The organism is Aureimonas sp. SA4125, assembly GCF_019973775.1.
Lineage (GTDB): Bacteria > Pseudomonadota > Alphaproteobacteria > Rhizobiales > Rhizobiaceae > Plantimonas.
Map to the genome: position 1 here is coordinate 4,276,812 of NZ_AP025032.1, position 14,758 is coordinate 4,291,569.

Annotated in this window: 11 protein-coding genes; 7 read left to right on the forward strand and 4 right to left on the reverse strand. The window is 64.6% G+C overall.

Annotated elements, in window-relative coordinates; all coding sequences use genetic code 11:
* Positions 1-91 precede the first annotated feature (91 nt).
* Positions 92-706 (forward strand): pyridoxamine 5'-phosphate oxidase family protein, encoded by a 615-nt coding sequence (locus tag Sa4125_RS20195; RefSeq protein ID WP_224001030.1) that lies wholly within the window; start codon positions 92-94, stop codon positions 704-706.
* Between the two features lie 487 nt (positions 707-1,193).
* Here Sa4125_RS20195 and Sa4125_RS20200 read toward each other — a convergent pair whose 3' ends face one another.
* Entirely contained in the window at positions 1,194-1,979 is a 786-nt protein-coding gene (locus tag Sa4125_RS20200; protein ID WP_224001037.1) for a GntR family transcriptional regulator, read from the reverse strand.
* Between the two features lie 25 nt (positions 1,980-2,004).
* Between Sa4125_RS20200 and dctP the strand changes: the two genes are divergently transcribed.
* The 5 genes from dctP (at position 2,005) to Sa4125_RS20225 (ending at position 7,904) form a co-directional block, all read left to right on the forward strand.
* Entirely contained in the window at positions 2,005-2,994 is a 990-nt protein-coding gene (dctP, locus tag Sa4125_RS20205) for a TRAP transporter substrate-binding protein DctP (RefSeq protein ID WP_224001039.1), read from the forward strand.
* Between the two features lie 167 nt (positions 2,995-3,161).
* Positions 3,162-3,704 carry a TRAP transporter small permease gene (locus Sa4125_RS20210; protein WP_224001041.1) on the forward strand — a complete coding sequence of 181 codons (543 nt, stop codon included), beginning with the start codon at positions 3,162-3,164 and terminating at the stop codon, positions 3,702-3,704.
* On the forward strand, positions 3,701-5,029 hold the full coding sequence (locus Sa4125_RS20215) for a TRAP transporter large permease (protein WP_224001043.1): 1,329 nt from the start codon (positions 3,701-3,703) through the stop codon (positions 5,027-5,029). Before Sa4125_RS20210 ends, Sa4125_RS20215 begins: the two co-directional genes overlap by 4 nt.
* An 11-nt stretch (positions 5,030-5,040) precedes the next feature.
* The gene (locus Sa4125_RS20220; RefSeq protein WP_224001045.1) at positions 5,041-6,384 is read left to right on the forward strand and encodes a malonyl-CoA decarboxylase; all 1,344 of its coding nucleotides are present in this window, start codon (positions 5,041-5,043) and stop codon (positions 6,382-6,384) included.
* Positions 6,381-7,904: a malonyl-CoA synthase gene (locus Sa4125_RS20225; protein WP_224001047.1), complete on the forward strand. Its 1,524-nt coding sequence runs from the start codon at positions 6,381-6,383 to the stop codon at positions 7,902-7,904. Before Sa4125_RS20220 ends, Sa4125_RS20225 begins: the two co-directional genes overlap by 4 nt.
* Before the next feature lie 406 nt (positions 7,905-8,310).
* On the opposite strand, the gene Sa4125_RS20230 is transcribed toward Sa4125_RS20225, so the two are convergent.
* The 3 genes from Sa4125_RS20230 to Sa4125_RS20240 form a co-directional block, all read right to left on the reverse strand.
* Positions 8,311-9,867, reverse strand: a complete 1,557-nt coding sequence (locus Sa4125_RS20230; protein WP_224001049.1) for an adenylate/guanylate cyclase domain-containing protein — start codon at positions 9,865-9,867, stop codon at positions 8,311-8,313.
* Between the two features lie 121 nt (positions 9,868-9,988).
* Entirely contained in the window at positions 9,989-11,755 is a 1,767-nt protein-coding gene (locus Sa4125_RS20235) for a PAS domain-containing protein (protein WP_224008063.1), read from the reverse strand.
* Between the two features lie 525 nt (positions 11,756-12,280).
* Positions 12,281-13,489: an IS256 family transposase gene (locus tag Sa4125_RS20240; RefSeq protein WP_223998301.1), complete on the reverse strand. Its 1,209-nt coding sequence runs from the start codon at positions 13,487-13,489 to the stop codon at positions 12,281-12,283.
* A gap of 215 nt (positions 13,490-13,704) precedes the next feature.
* Between Sa4125_RS20240 and Sa4125_RS20245 the strand changes: the two genes are divergently transcribed.
* Positions 13,705-14,736 carry a chemotaxis protein CheB gene (locus Sa4125_RS20245; RefSeq protein WP_224001051.1) on the forward strand — a complete coding sequence of 344 codons (1,032 nt, stop codon included), beginning with the start codon at positions 13,705-13,707 and terminating at the stop codon, positions 14,734-14,736.
* Positions 14,737-14,758: the final 22 nt, after the last annotated feature.

Below are 14,758 nucleotides of genomic sequence, written 5' to 3' on the forward strand. Positions count from 1 at the left end.
GCAGCAGGCGCAGGCCGTAATCTGCAGGGATGGCAGCCGGCAGTCGGGCAGGGCCCGGCCAGGTGGAACTGCCGGGCGAGGAGTTACAGAGATGAGCACGATCAGGACGGTCGAGGAATTGCGGACGGTCTACAAGGCACCGCTGGAGCGGGCGGTCCTGAAGGAGATGACTGGGCTCGACAAGCATGCCCGCGCGTTTTTGCAGCGCTGTCCCTTCGTGCTGATCGGCTCCTGCGCCAAGGGCGGCCGCGCCGATGTCAGCCCCAAGGGTGATCAGCCCGGCTTCGTGCACGCGCTCGACGATCGGACGATTGCCATTCCCGACCGGCCGGGAAACAACCGGCTCGATACGTTCGAGAACATCCTCAGCAATCCCGAGGTCGGGCTGATCTTTCTCATCCCGGGAATGAACGAGACCCTGCGGATCAACGGCAAGGCCGAGATCAGCACCGATGCGGCTCTGTTGGCGAGGTTCGAGTACCAGCGCAAGTTGCCGATCAGCGTCATGGTGGTGCGCACGGAGGAGGTCTATCTCCATTGCGCAAAGGCCTTTCTGCGATCGGGCCTGTGGGACCCGTCCACCTTCATCGAACGCGGCAGTTTTCCCTCTTTCGGCGCAATGATGAAGGATCAGATTGCGCTTGAGGAGACCGCCGAGGAGCTCGACCGTCATCTCGCGGAACGCTACAAGGCCACGCTTTACTGACGGCACTGTCAAACGGGCAAGCCAGCCGGATGTCGCCCCATCCGGCACGCTCCGCGTACCATTTCGGTCTCGGGTTCGATGAGGCCAGCGCCTTCGTACAGGCCTCGCGCGGGTTGGCAAGGAGCGCGGCGGTTTCGCCTTTCTCCACCACACGGTCCGTGCGCATCACCAAGATCCTGTCGGCGAAATTGCGGATCACGGGCAGGTCGGCCAGGAGGGCGATGACCTGTGCCCGGACCGAAACGTCGAGGGCCGGGACGGCTTCGTCGCGGGCGATCAGGCCGGGATCGCTGGCCGACGCCGCAGACCGCCTTGATGTGCCGGAAGGCGCCGCCCTGTCGTCATATGACCGCGCAAAGCCTCGGTTCTGGCGTGGGGACGGTCCGACTGACCGCTCCGGGTTTCACCCGGACGGCAGGAGACGGGCGGCACACGCGGAGGGCGCGGCATCGGCGGTGGCGACCTGGAGGCTCAATATCCAGCAGGACTAGCCAATCCCGAGCTGCGCGTTGAGGTCCCCGAACCGCTCGCCCTGGACGATAATATGCAAGCGGAGCGCATGTTCCGCCGCCGGACCGTCGCCGGCCGCGATGGCGGCGACGATCGTCTCGTGCTCGAGCAGGGACTGACGCATGCGGTGAGCAACGCGCAGCTGCAGCCGGCGAAACGGCTTCAGCCGCTGATGCAGGCGGCCGGCCTCGCCCTGCAGAAAAGTGTTGGCGCTGGCGGCATAGATGGCGGCGTGGAAGCGCTCGTTCTCGTAGTAATAGGCGTCCGGATCGTTGCGGGCCGCTGCCTGCCGACAGTCCTCCAGCCGCAGCTGCAGCTTTGCCAGCGCCGCGCCGTCGATGCGCCGGGCCGCGAGGCGCCCGGCCAGCCCCTCCAGCTCCGCCATGACCTCGAACATCTCGACCATCTCCCCGATACCGACGCGGCGAACGAAAGCGCCGCGGTGACGGATCTGCTCGACCATGCCGATCGAGGCGAGCTGGTTGATCGCCTCACGCACCGGCGTTCGGGACACGCCGAAACGGTTGGCGATCTCGCTTTCGTCGAGCCGCTCACCGGCGGCTCGCTGCCCCATCGCAATCTCCTGCTCGAGATAGTCGCGTATGTCGGCCGCCTTCGGCTGTGCGCTCGCCCCGTTGCGCCGTGCCGGGATGAAGTCGGTGACTGGTTCTGGGGCGGATGGTGACCTGGTTATCATGGAAATCGTATACAACATCGTTGACAACGCATGCAATGAGTCGTTTTCTGACGAACAATGCGCCAATGAGCGCCTATCCTGGGAGGGAACCATGAAGACCGTTGTGACCGCGCTGGCCTGTGGGCTGGCCCTGACGACCTCATCCTTTGCCGCCGACGTGGTGCTGCGCGCTTCCCATCAATGGCCGGGCGGCAAGGGCGACGTGCGCGACGAGATGGTCCAGATGATCGGCAAGGACGTCGCCGCGGCCAATGTCGGGCTGTCGATGCAGGTCTTCCCCGGCGAGTCGCTGTTCAAGGCGAAGGACCAGTGGGGCGCCGTCACCAAGGGCCAGGTCGACATCACGGCCTTTCCGCTGGACTACGCCTCCGGCCGCCACCCGGAATTTTCCGCCACGCTGATGCCGGGCCTCGTCGGCAACCACGAGCGCGCCGCGCGGCTGAACGATTCGCCCTTCATGGACGACATCAAGGCCTCGATCGACAAGGCCGGCGCGATCGTCCTGTCGGATGCCTGGCTGGCCGGCGGCTTCGTCTCGTCGAAGGGCTGCATCACCTCGCCGGAAAGCGCCAAGGGCCAGACGCTGCGCGCCGCCGGTCCCGCCTTCGAGCAGATGCTGGTCGGCGCCGGCGCCTCGATCTCGTCCATGCCGTCCTCGGAAATCTACACCGGCATGCAGCAGAACGTGCTGGACGGTGCCAACACCTCGTCGGGTTCCCTTGTTTCCTATCGCGTCTTCGAGGTCTCGAAGTGCCTCACCGCTCCCGGCGAGAACGCGCTCTGGTTCATGTACGAGCCGATCCTGATGTCGAAGCGCTCCTTCGACCGGTTGTCCAAGGAGCAGCAGGACGCCCTCGTCGCCGCCGGCGAGAAGGCAGAGGCCTATTTCGCCACCGAGGCCAAGAAGCTCGATGCCGAGATGATCGAGGTGTTCAAGAAGAGCGGCGTGGAAGTCGCCGAGATGTCGAAGGCCGACTACGACGCCTGGCTGACGATCGCCAAGGAGACGTCGTACAAGGAGTTCGCCGCCAAAGTGCCGAACGGCCAGAAGCTGATCGACGACGCCCTCGCGGTCGAGTAGGCGCGCGGCCTGACGGGCGGCGGCCGGCGCCGCCCCCGCCCGTCTCCGGCACCGCAGCGTGATGACCTGTCGCGAGATCGGCATCCCGGTGCGGTTCGTTTGTTTTCGCACGGTTCCTTCGGCCGCATTCATGGCGGCCGACGACCGTGCACCAGCAGGGGACGCGCATGCGGCTCTATATCGCCATCGTATCCGCCCTGTCCCGCCTCCTCGCCGTGGTCGCCATGTTCGCGCTGCTGGCCGCGGTCCTGGTGGTCAGCGACATGGTCTTCGAGCGCTATGTTCTCGGACGCTCGACCGCCTGGCAGACCGAATTTACCGCCTATGCCATTGTCGCCGCGACCTTTCTCGGCGCCCCCTGGACGCTGATCGAGCGCGGGCACGTCAATGTCGACCTCCTGCAGATCTCGGTTCGGCCGCGCCTGCGCGTCGTGCTGGAGACTTCTGCAGGGCTCGCCTCGCTCCTCTTCGTCGCGCTTCTCGCCTATGCCGGCTGGCTGCATTTTCACGAAGCCCTGTCGAGCGGCTGGACCAGCGACACGGTGACGGCGACGCCCTTGTGGATCCCGCTTCTGCCCATGCCCGTCGGCACCGGCGTCCTCGCTCTGCAATACATCGCCGAACTGATGCGTCTGTTCAGCGAGACACCGAGCGAACGGGCGACGCGCCACGCGCCCTTTACCGACACCACGAAGGCGGCCCGGCCATGAGCCCCATGATCAGCGGTCTTTCCATGCTGGCGGCCCTTCTCGGACTGCTGGCCATCGGCACGCCGATCGCCTTCTCGCTCGGCCTCGTCGCCATGGGTGCGCTGTTCTCGGTCTACGGCGCCTTCTTCCTCGAGACGCTGGGCGAACAGTTCTTCACCGCCCTCTCCTCCTTCAGCCTCGTCTCGATCCCGATGTTCATCCTGATGGGCGCGGCCGTGGCCTCCTCTCCGGCCGGCAAGGATCTCTACGAGGCACTGGACCGCTGGCTGAACCGCGTTCCGGGCGGCCTCGTCCTCTCCAATCTCGGCGCCTGCTCGATCTTCGCCGCCCTGTCCGGCTCCTCGCCCGCCACCTGCGCGGCGATCGGCAAGATGGGCATTCCCGAGATGCGCCAGCGCGGCTATCCCGCCGAGATCGCCGCCGGCTCGATTGCGGCGGGCGGCACGCTCGGCATTCTGATCCCGCCCTCGGTGACGATGATCGTCTACGGCATCGCCACGGAAACCTCGATCGGCCGGCTGTTCCTGGCCGGCGTGCTCCCCGGCCTGATGCTGACCGTGCTGTTCATGGCCTGGACGATCATCGCCTGCAAACGCCGGGGTCTCGGCCTGTCGGAGCTCAGCCAGCGTTTCACCATGTCCGAGCGCTTCCAGGCCCTGCCGCGGGTGCTGCCCTTCCTCGCCGTCATCGTCGCGGTGCTCTTCGTCCTCTATGGCGGCGTCGCCACGCCCTCGGAGGCGGCTGGCGTCGGCGCGCTGTTCTGCCTCGTCCTCGTCGCGGTGATCTACGGCATCTTCTCCAAGACCTGGAAGTTCTCCCAGATGCGGACGATCTTCCGCGACACGCTGAGGGAGAGCGTGATGATCATGCTGATCATCGGCGCCTCCGAGCTCTTCGCTTTCGCCCTGTCCTCGCTCTACATCACCCAGTCGATCGCTCAATATATCGGCGATCTCGACATCAATCGCTGGGCGCTGATGGGCGTCATCAACCTCTTTCTGCTCTTTGCCGGCTTCTTCCTGCCGCCGGTCGGCGTCATCCTGATGACCGCGCCGATCCTGCTGCCGATCATCATCGGCGCCGGCTTCGACCCCTACTGGTTCGCGGTGATCCTGACGATCAACATGGAGATCGGGCTGATCACCCCGCCGGTTGGCCTCAACCTCTACGTCATCAACGGCATCGCCCCCGACATCTCGCTCGCCCAGATCCTCAGGGGCTCCCTGCCCTATGTCATGTGCATGGTGCTCGGCATCGTGCTCCTGTGCATCTTCCCGCAGATCGCCCTGTTCCTTCCCGATCTCGTCATGGGCCCCTCGCTATGAGCCGGACCTCCTTGCTCCAGGACCTCCTATCGTCGATCGCCACGCGCACCGGATTTCTGTCCGACCCGCGCAGCAGACGCCTGACGCTCGCCGAGACGGCAAGGCTCTGTCACGATCTCGTCTCAGCCCGTGGAGAGCCTTCGGGCGTCAGGATCGCCACGCAGATCCTCCAGACTTTCCGGCAGATGGACGCGGCCGAGGCCGACGGTTTCTTCGCCATCCTGGCGGACGAATTCGGCCCGCCCGCCGAGCCTTTGCGCAAGGCGGCCGAGGCCTATGCCGCGACCCCGACGCCAAAGACCCTCTCCGCCCTACAGCATGCCGCCGAACCCCCGCGACAGGAGCTCTTCCGCCGCCTCAATCTGGCCGCCGGCGGGACAGCGGAACTGGTGCGCCTGCGCGAGCGCCTGCTGCCGCGCCTGAAACAGGACCCGTCCCGCCTCGAGGCCGTGGACGAGGACCTGCGCCACCTCTTCCAGTCCTGGTTCAACCGCGGCTTTCTTGTCTTGAAACGTATCGACTGGGATACGCCGGCCAGTGTGCTCGAGAAGATCATCCGCTACGAGGCGGTCCACACCATCGGCAACTGGGACGAGTTGCGACAGCGGCTCGCCCCCGGCGACCGGCGCTGCTTCGCTTTCTTCCATCCCTCGATCCCCGACGATCCGCTGATCTTCGTCGAGGTCGCGCTGACCGGAGAAACGCCCGCTTCGATCACCGAGGTGCTCGACTCCAACCGACTGGTCCGTCCGGCGGCGGGCATAAACACGGCGGTGTTCTATTCCATCTCCAACTGCCACCGCGGCCTTGCCGGCATTTCGTTCGGATCCTTCCTGATCAAGCAGGTCGCCGAGGATCTCCGGGCCGACCTGCCGGGCTTGAAGACCTTCGTCACCCTCTCGCCCGTCCCTGGCTTCCAGCCCTGGCTGCAAAGCCTCGACGCCACGGCAAACCCGCCCCTCGACGCGGGGGAAGGCAGGGCGCTGGCCATCATCGCCGAAACCGGCTGGGCCGCCGACCCGGCCAAGGTCGAGGCGGCACGGCCCGGACTGCTGGCGCTGGGCGCAAGGTTCCTCGTCAAGGTCAAGCGCCCCGACGGCCAGCCGCGCGATCCCGTGGCGCGCTTCCATCTGGGCAACGGCGCCATGCTGAACCGGATCATGCATCTTGCCGACCCCTCGCCCCGGGGCCTGGCGCAATCGGCCGGGCTGATGGTGAACTACCTCTACGACCTTCCGAAACTGGAGCAGTACCACGAGGCCTATGCGGCCGAGCGGCAGGTGGCCGCGAGCCGCGCCGTCACGTCGCTCCTCTCCAGCCGCTTCAACGATAATCCCAACAGGGAACCGGCATGACCAACCATCTCTATGACGGCCTCCTCGCGGTCGGCGCGGCGACCCCCGACAAGACCTTCGCCCTCCTCCCGGATGGGCGGCGCTTCACCTATGGTGATGTCGGCACCGTTTCGGCACGGCTGGCCCATGCGCTTGTCGCAGCCGGTCTCACACCGGGCGACCGGGTCGCGGTGCAGGTCGAGAAGAGCCTCGAGGCGCTGATGCTGTATTTCGCGACCGTGCGGGCCGGCGGCGTCTTCCTGCCGCTCAACACCGCCTACACCGCCACCGAGATCGACTACTTCCTCTCCGACGCCCGGCCGCGGATCTTCGTCTGCGATCCCGGCAAGGTCGGCGAACTCACCCCCGTGGCAGAAAAGGTCGGCGCCCGTGTCGAGACACTGGATGCCGACGGGTCCGGCTCCCTTGCCGGCGCGGCCGAGACCCAGCCGTCGAGCTTCACCAATGTCGCCCGATCCGCCGGCGACCTCGCCTCCATCCTCTACACCTCGGGCACGACCGGTCGCTCCAAAGGCGCCATGCTGACCCACGCCAACCTTTTGTCCAATGCCGAGGTGCTGCGCGATACCTGGCGGTTCACGGCGGACGATGTGCTGCTGCACGCTCTGCCGATCTTCCACACCCATGGCCTGTTAGTCGCTTCCAACACCGTGACCATCGCTGGCGGCTCCATGATCTTCCTGCCGAAGTTCGCTCCGGACGCCGTCTTCGCCCACCTGCCGCAGGCCACCACGATGATGGGCGTGCCGACCTTCTACACCCGCCTTCTCGCCGATCCCCGGCTGACGCCGGCCGCGACCGGTCACATCCGGCTGTTCACCTCGGGCTCGGCGCCGCTTCTGGCCGAGACCCACCGGGCCTTCGAGGCGCGGACCGAAAAGCGCATTCTCGAGCGCTACGGCATGACCGAGACCAACATGAACACCTCCAACCCCTATGAGGGCGAGCGCCGGCCGGGAACGGTCGGCATGCCGCTGCCGGGCGTCGACCTGCAGATCGCCGATCCGGACACCGGCGCGCCGCTGCCGCAGGGCGAGATCGGGGTGATCGAGGTGAAGGGGCCGAACGTCTTTGCCGGCTACTGGGAGATGCCGGAAAAGACGGCATCGGAATTTCGCGACGGCTGGTTCATCACCGGCGATCTCGGCCAGATCGATGCGGACGGCTACGTCGCCATCGTCGGCCGCGGCAAGGACCTGATCATTTCCGGCGGCTTCAACATCTATCCCAAGGAGATCGAACTGGCGATCGACGAACTGCCGGGCGTCCTGGAGAGCGCCGTCATCGGCGTGCCGCATCAGGATTTTGGCGAGGGCGTCGTCGGCGTGGTGGTGAAGGACGGCGAGACCAGCGAGACGGAGATCATCACCGCCCTCGGGAACCGCCTCGCCCGCTTCAAGCAGCCCAAAAGCATCGTCTTCGTCGACGAGTTGCCGCGCAACACCATGGGCAAGGTGCAGAAGAATCTCCTGCGCGACCGTTTTTCCGATCTCCTCGGCGACAGCCGGAAGGCCGGCTGAAACCTGCCGAAAATCACAGGGTGCATTTTGCGTTGGGCATGCGCCGAAAGGGGCTCGATGCGCAACAGGGGGATCACGGCAAACCTCGACGAAGGTATGAACCAAGCCCAATTTCGCAGAAATGGTCGAAGAACGCAGAGGGCGACCCGTTGCGGACTCGGAGAAATAAGCTGCAGCAGTAACGGGTGCCTGCGGCGCACCACGCAGCGGCACGTCGAACGAGGTCTTCCGTGCCTTTGGCTCTGCGCCGCAGTTCCTGCGTCGGGCAGTAGATCGGCTCCAGCCGATCGCTCTCGCAGGCTGGACGCCCCTCCGCCGTCATCCGGAGGTCGTCATCAGTCCGGCATTCCGGACACAGGGACGGCACGGCCAGAGGCCCTTCATGTCTCCGCAACGCCAGATCGGGTCAGGACCGCCGCCATCCATAGAGATGGACCCCAGTTGTTCGCCCGCGCAGTGGCTGGAGGCCGAAGTCTTCCGCATCGATGGCGACGTCGAGACCATCCTCGCGCTCGAGCGCCTGCATCACCTCAGCTGTCAGCAGGATGTTGGTGTCCAGCGATCGATTCTTGCCCTCAACCCTGCTGGCAATGTTGACGACATCACCGAGAACGGCAAATTCCAGCCGTTTGGCGCTGCCGATGTCCCCAAGGATCACGTGACCCGTGTGGATGCCGATCGCGACGCGGATAGCATCTTCTCCCCGCCGCCCCTTGCCAACGTTCCAGTCGTCGACAGCCGCCTGCATGGCGCGGGCGCAACATATTGCATTCGTCGCGTCCCGCCGCCCCGGTTTTGGCGAGCCGAAGACCGCCATCATGCCGTCGCCCATGAACTTGTCGATGGTGCCGTCATGGGCGAACACCTGCTCGCTGAGGAGTGCCAGCAGCTCTCTCAGCATGTCGATCACCGTTCGAGGATAATTGTCCGCGCAAAACGATGTGAACCCGATCATATCGGCGAACAGGACCGTTGCCGGCTGGTAATGGTCGACCGAAAGCGGCTTCTCGATCGAGATCATGTGCTCGACAAGCTGCGGCGAGAAGAAGCGGGCAAGGTTGGCGCGATCACGCTCCGCCCGCCGCATGCCCTCCTCTGCCGCTTGGCGTTCGGTCAGGTCACGGATGAACAGCGCATAGATGAATTCTTCGCCTCGCGCGATCTGGACAAACGAGGCTTCCGCGAGAAACTCGGTCCCATCCCTTTGCATCGCTATCATCTCGCGACGTTGGGCGGGCACCCCGCGCTTGCGCTCGCGCACGGCTTCCCGGAAGCGCTGCATGTGGCTGGCGCGCAGCCTTTCGGGAACCAGGTGATCGGCGATCCGCTCGCCGATCAGCTCCTCGCGCGAGCGTCCAAACATCGTCTGTGCAGCCGGATTACATTCGAAGGCCACTCCTTCGTCGTCGACAAGGATGATGCCGTCGAGCGCGACGTCCAGCATCGCCGCTCGCATCTTCTCGTTGTCACGCAGCCTGCGGGAGACTCCCTCCCGCGCGACGGAGGCACCGATCAGCGCGGCTGTCGTCTTCAAGAGATGCTCTTCGTCTCGCGACCACTCCCGTTCGTTGATGCAGTCGTCAAAGCCGAGATGGCCCCACCATTCGCCCTCGACATGGATTGGTACCGACATGAAGGACTGGATCTTCTGGTAGTCGAAGTCCTCCCTGAGGGGGCCGCTCAGTTCCCGCGTGTGACCCTTGATCAGTTCGCCGCGGCGTCGCCTCTCGATCCAGCAATCAAACGTTGGACCGAACTGCTCGACAATCTCGCGGGCATAGCGAGCATGGCCGGCAAGTCGCTCGAGCCCCGGCGCGGCCCAGTCGTGAAAGCAGCCCTGGGTGAGGTGTCCGGTTTCAGTACGTCCGATCTCGAAGAGGTAGACCCGGCTGACCTCTGCCGCTTGTCCGAGGCGTGCGAGGAGGACATCGATACCGTCGCGCCAGTTCACCGCCTGCGCCATTGCAGTCGCAGCCAGGGCGATTTCTTCCAAAAGGACGCTGTGTGCAACCTGCTCGCTCATGGGCCGAAATTGCCCGGAGCAATGCTCGATGTCTACTTGGGTTCTGGCACGGAGACGCAGTTCATCCTCGATCTGGTCGATCGTTGTCTGACGTCAACTTTCCACCGAGCACGTAACGGACTCCGCCTGACAGGTACTCTGTCCCGCCGGTTCCATCGAAATATGCCGGGACGACGCGTTCGGTGAGACGAGAGCCGAACCCGTGACGTGTCGGCACCTTCACCGCGGGCCCGCCGCGTTCACTCCAGCTGAAGCCAAACTCTCCCGACGGGCCGTGCGTCCAGGAGATGGACACTCGTCCCTCATCGACGGAAAGTGCGCCGTATTTCGTGGCATTGGTCGCAAGCTCGTGAACCGCCAGCGACAGTCCGAGACTCTGCTGCGCGGAGATGGATACGGACGGCCCGTCGAACGAAAAGCGCTCCGGGCCGTCGGCATGGGCGGCCGTGGCAGCTTCGACCACATCCCGGATCTGGGAAACCTCCCAGTCGCTTTTCGTCAGCATGTCCTGTGCCCGAGACAGGGCCTGGATGCGCTCCGAGGCCAGCCGACCGGCCTCCTGGATGGAGGATGCATGGCGCAGGCTCTGCGTCACGACGGCCTGAACCATGGCCATCGAGTTTTTCATGCGATGCGCCATCTCCTGCGATACCGCCGTACGTTCTTCCTCGGCGCGCTTCATGAAGCTGATGTCGCGGGACACGGCGAGAATGCGGTTCGGACTGCCAGAGGCATCGACGATCGGCGTCACCTGCACATCCCAGAAGCGCCGGTTGCCGCCCATCGTATCGGCAAAGCCTTGAAAGCTGCTGGCCCTGCCTTCCTTCGCCGCCTTGATGGCCGCCGTGGCGTCCGCATTGCCTGCCCCGGCCCAGAAATCGGGCCATGGGCAACCCGCGATGGCGTTGAAGTCCGAGACCTCCATGATGGCCTTACCGCCCTCGTTCATGAAGACGAGCTCGGCATCGAGGTCGAGCACCTTGATGCAGTCGTTCGACGACGCGAGGACACTCTGGAGGAACTGCTCACGCTCGCGCAGTTCCGCCTGGGCATTCGTTCTGTCGGTGACGTCCGACCCTTCGACAAAGATGCCGGCGACATTGCCCGCTTCGTCCCTGATCGGCTGATAGACGAGATCGACGTAGCGTTCGGCGAACGAGCCGCCCGGCACCGCCTGGACGTCGAATCTGGCCCCTGTCAGCGTGAAGACTTCGCCGGTCCGGAAGACATTGTCGAGGAGGCCGACGAAACCCTGCTCGACGGCTTCCGGGAGGGCTTCGGCAACGGTGCGCCCGATGACATCGCGATGTCCGATCAGACGCATGTAGGCAGGGTTGACGACTTCGAAGACGTGTTCCGGTCCGCGAAGGAGCGCGATAAAGCTCGGCGCCTGGTCGAACATCTGCTCGAGACGCTCGCGCTCGGCGGCGGAATGTCGTACCGACCTGACCCTTGCCGTGGTCTCCTCCAGCACGCAGAGAACTCCCCGCACCTCGCCGGATCCGTCCCGCAGCGGCATGTAGGAGAACGACCACCAGGTATCCTCGGGGCGTCCGTTCCGCGTCATGACGAGCGGCATGTCCTCGAAACGCGAGCCCTCACCGGCGAGCGCCTTCCCGACGATCGGCTCGATCTCCGTCCAGATGTCCGACCACAGATCCGCGAACGGCCTGCCGAGCGCACCCTCGGCCTTGGCTCCGAGAAGCGGCCGATAAGCGTCGTTGAAGAAGGAAATCAAGGCGGGGCCCCAGGCCATGAACATCGGGTGCGGCGATGAAAGCATCGTCGCGACCATGGCCTTCAGGGTCTCGGGCCACTGTTCCGGCACTCCCAACGGAGTCAACCTCCAGTCGATCGACCGCAGGATGCGGCCCGCTTCGTTTCCACCGGAGAGAAACCTGCGGGTCGACCTTTCATCGCGGGGAATATCATTCGCCAATGTGAATTCTGCTCCGGACCTTGGGGGCTTCGCGAGCGTGGCAACAATTCGAGTGCAAAATCAAGGAAATCGATGTCCGAACGTCGCTGACGGCAGCATGAACCCGTTGCGAGGACCTGGCGGACCCTCGCTCACGCCTATCCTGGCCTCGGACTTCTTCCATCGACCCAAACCGTTTGCGCGTTGAAAGCGGATGGTCGAGCTGGGCTTCGAAAATGCCACTTGCCGCGAGCCGTTCCATGACATTTGGGGTGCCAATCCCGGCCGAATTCCCAGGGGCGGACCGGATGCCATCGTGAGCTCCGGGTGACCTCCGGCCTTTTCGCCCCGCCGCCCGGCGTCAAGGCTGCTGCGCCATTCCGGGTCGTGTCCGTCAACGTGGTGGAAATTGAGTGTAGCTGAAGCGGCTCCGTTTCAGGCGACTTCGGTGGAAATCTGTTCGGGTTTTGCAGTGTTGCCCATGGCCATGAGGTCGGCCATGGGTTCGGTCTGCATGTAGCGGTTCTGGATCTGCCATTCGTCGTTGGCCTCGAGAAGGACGGCGCCGATGAGCCGGATGATGGATCCCTCGTTCGGGAAGATTCCGACGACGTCGGCACGCCGCTTCACCTCCTTGTTCAGGCGCTCCAGGGAATTCGTCGAATGGATCCGGGTCCGGTGCTGACTGGGAAAATCCATGTGCGCCAGCACGTCGGTCTCGCTGTTGTCGATGAAGGCCCCGAGCTTTGGACACTTTCCCCGAAGCTGGTCGGCGACGTGGCGCAGCGCCTGGCTGGCGCTAGCACGATCGGGCTGGGCGAAGGCTTGGCGCAGCGCGGCCGCCGCCATGCTCTGCTGCGCCTTCGGGACATACGACAGGGCGTTGCGCATCCAATGCACCCGGCAGCGCTGCCAGGAGGCGCTGAACACCCGGCGAATGGCGGCTTTCAGCCCTTCGTGAGCATCCGAGATCACGAGCTTCACGCCGGACAGGCCGCGGCGCACGAGGCTCTTGAGGAAGCTCGACCAAAACGTCTCCGCTTCCGAGGGGCCGATGTGAAGGCCGACGATCTCGCGCTTGCCGTCCGTGTTCACGGCCACGGCGATTATGGCGGCGACCGAAACGATGCGTCCACCCTCGCGCTGCTTCAGGTAGGTCGCATCCAGCCAGAGGTAGGGCCAGTCGCCAGTGAGAGGACGGTCGAGGAAGCCGCCGACGCGTTCGTCGATGTCTTTGCACAGCTTCGATACGGTGCTCTTGCCGATCCCCGACAGCCCCATGGCCTGTACCAGATCGTCGACCCGCCGGGTGGAAACGCCGCTGATCCAAGCTTCCTGAATGACGGCAACCAAGGCCTTCTCCGAGAGCTTTCTCGGCTCCAGGAACGGCGGGAAGTAGCTGCCCTGCCGAAGCTTGGGTATCCGAAGCTGCAACGAGCCGAGCCGCGTGTCGAGCGAGCGGTCGCGGTAGCCATTGCGATAAGTCGCCCGTTCCTGCGTCCGTTCGTGGCGCCCGGCGCCGATCATGCCTTCAACGTCGACCTCCATAAGGAGCTGCATCACGCTCTCGGCTATCGTTCTCAGGAAATCGCCGTCCCCGGCTTTCGCAAAAAGCTCGGCAAGCGGTAGTCTGTCCTCGGTCATCGGGTTCTCCGGTCAGGTTGAAGTCTCGCAACTCCACCTTAGCCGCCCTATCCGGTGACCGCCTCAGCCACACCTTTCAATGTCGGAATTTCCACCACGAGCGCGGACACTACCCCATTCCGCGGCAGACAACGGTCCCTCACCGCCGAACCTTCCTTGTCCTGAAGCGTTGACCTTCGATTCTCCCAAGGTCAGATCCCAGCCGGCAGGTAGTAATGGCTCGTTCCCAGATCATTGCCATTGGTGCTTCAGCTGGAGGTGTAACGGCGCTGCGGGCGATCGTCGCGGCACTGCCGGGAAATTTTCCAGCCCCGATTCTCATTGTTCTTCATGTCGGCGCTTACCGAAGCGAACTCCCCGGTCTGTTGAACACCGCTGGATCCCTCCCCGCAAAACATGCGGAGGACGGCGAAGCAGTACTCCCTGGCCATATCTACATCGCGCCACCGGATAGGCACATGGTCGTCGCCGACGGTCTCCTGCGCCTGTCGCGCGGACCTAAGGAAAACTGCGCGCGACCTGCGATTGACCCTCTGTTTCGGAGCGTGGCCGAACATTACGGCCCGGACGCGGTGGGCGTGATCCTGACGGGCAATCTCAACGACGGCGCACTGGGTCTGTTCGCGATCAAGGAACGCGGCGGCGTCGCCATTGGCCAGGACCCGTCTGATGCTGCCTATCCCGAAATGCCACGCAGCGCCGCTGAGCATGTCGCGCTCGATTATTGTGTCGCGCTTGCAGAATTGCCGGAACGGCTGACTAAGCTTGTTGATCAAATAGAGGAAAGGGACGGGGCCATGTCGGAAGCCTCCCCGCAGCGAGAGGGGCAAGAGTCCAAAATCGGCTATGTCGAAACGTTCGCTCGCCCGTTAACCGTGACCTGCCCAGACTGTGGCGGTGCGCTGAAGAAGTTTCACGTCGGTTCGATCGTCAAATTCGGCTGCCACATCGGGCACAACTACACGGCAGAGGCTATGGCCACGGCGCAGTTCCAGGAGATGGAAAAGGTCATGCGGGCCGCCGTGCGGTTTCTGAACGAACGGGCCGAGTTCTGTCTCCAAATGGCTGAGCATGGCGGGAGCGCCGAGAACGGTGCGTCCAGCGAGTGGCACGCCGCCAGCAGACAGGCGCTCGATCGGGCATACAAGCTGCGCGACCTCGTGCAGCAGGACTGGCTGACGCCCGAGACGACGCGCCGATACGCCGTGGACCCTGACGGCCGCGATCAGGCGCGGTTTCTGGGGTAGGCGGCGGCGTGGTCAGCGTTGG

Excerpts from the sequence above, each read along its gene's own strand:
- Sa4125_RS20245 (WP_224001051.1), top strand. The coding sequence starts at position 13,705 with ATGGCTCGTTCCCAGATCATTGCCATTGGTGCTTCAGCTGGAGGTGTA.
- Sa4125_RS20225 (WP_224001047.1), top strand. The coding sequence starts at position 6,381 with ATGACCAACCATCTCTATGACGGCCTCCTCGCGGTCGGCGCGGCGACC.
- Sa4125_RS20240 (WP_223998301.1), bottom strand. The coding sequence starts at position 13,489 with ATGACCGAGGACAGACTACCGCTTGCCGAGCTTTTTGCGAAAGCCGGG.
- Sa4125_RS20215 (WP_224001043.1), top strand. The coding sequence starts at position 3,701 with ATGAGCCCCATGATCAGCGGTCTTTCCATGCTGGCGGCCCTTCTCGGA.
- dctP (WP_224001039.1), top strand. The coding sequence starts at position 2,005 with ATGAAGACCGTTGTGACCGCGCTGGCCTGTGGGCTGGCCCTGACGACC.
- Sa4125_RS20210 (WP_224001041.1), top strand. The coding sequence starts at position 3,162 with ATGCGGCTCTATATCGCCATCGTATCCGCCCTGTCCCGCCTCCTCGCC.
- Sa4125_RS20195 (WP_224001030.1), top strand. The coding sequence starts at position 92 with ATGAGCACGATCAGGACGGTCGAGGAATTGCGGACGGTCTACAAGGCA.
- Sa4125_RS20230 (WP_224001049.1), bottom strand. The coding sequence starts at position 9,867 with ATGGCGCAGGCGGTGAACTGGCGCGACGGTATCGATGTCCTCCTCGCA.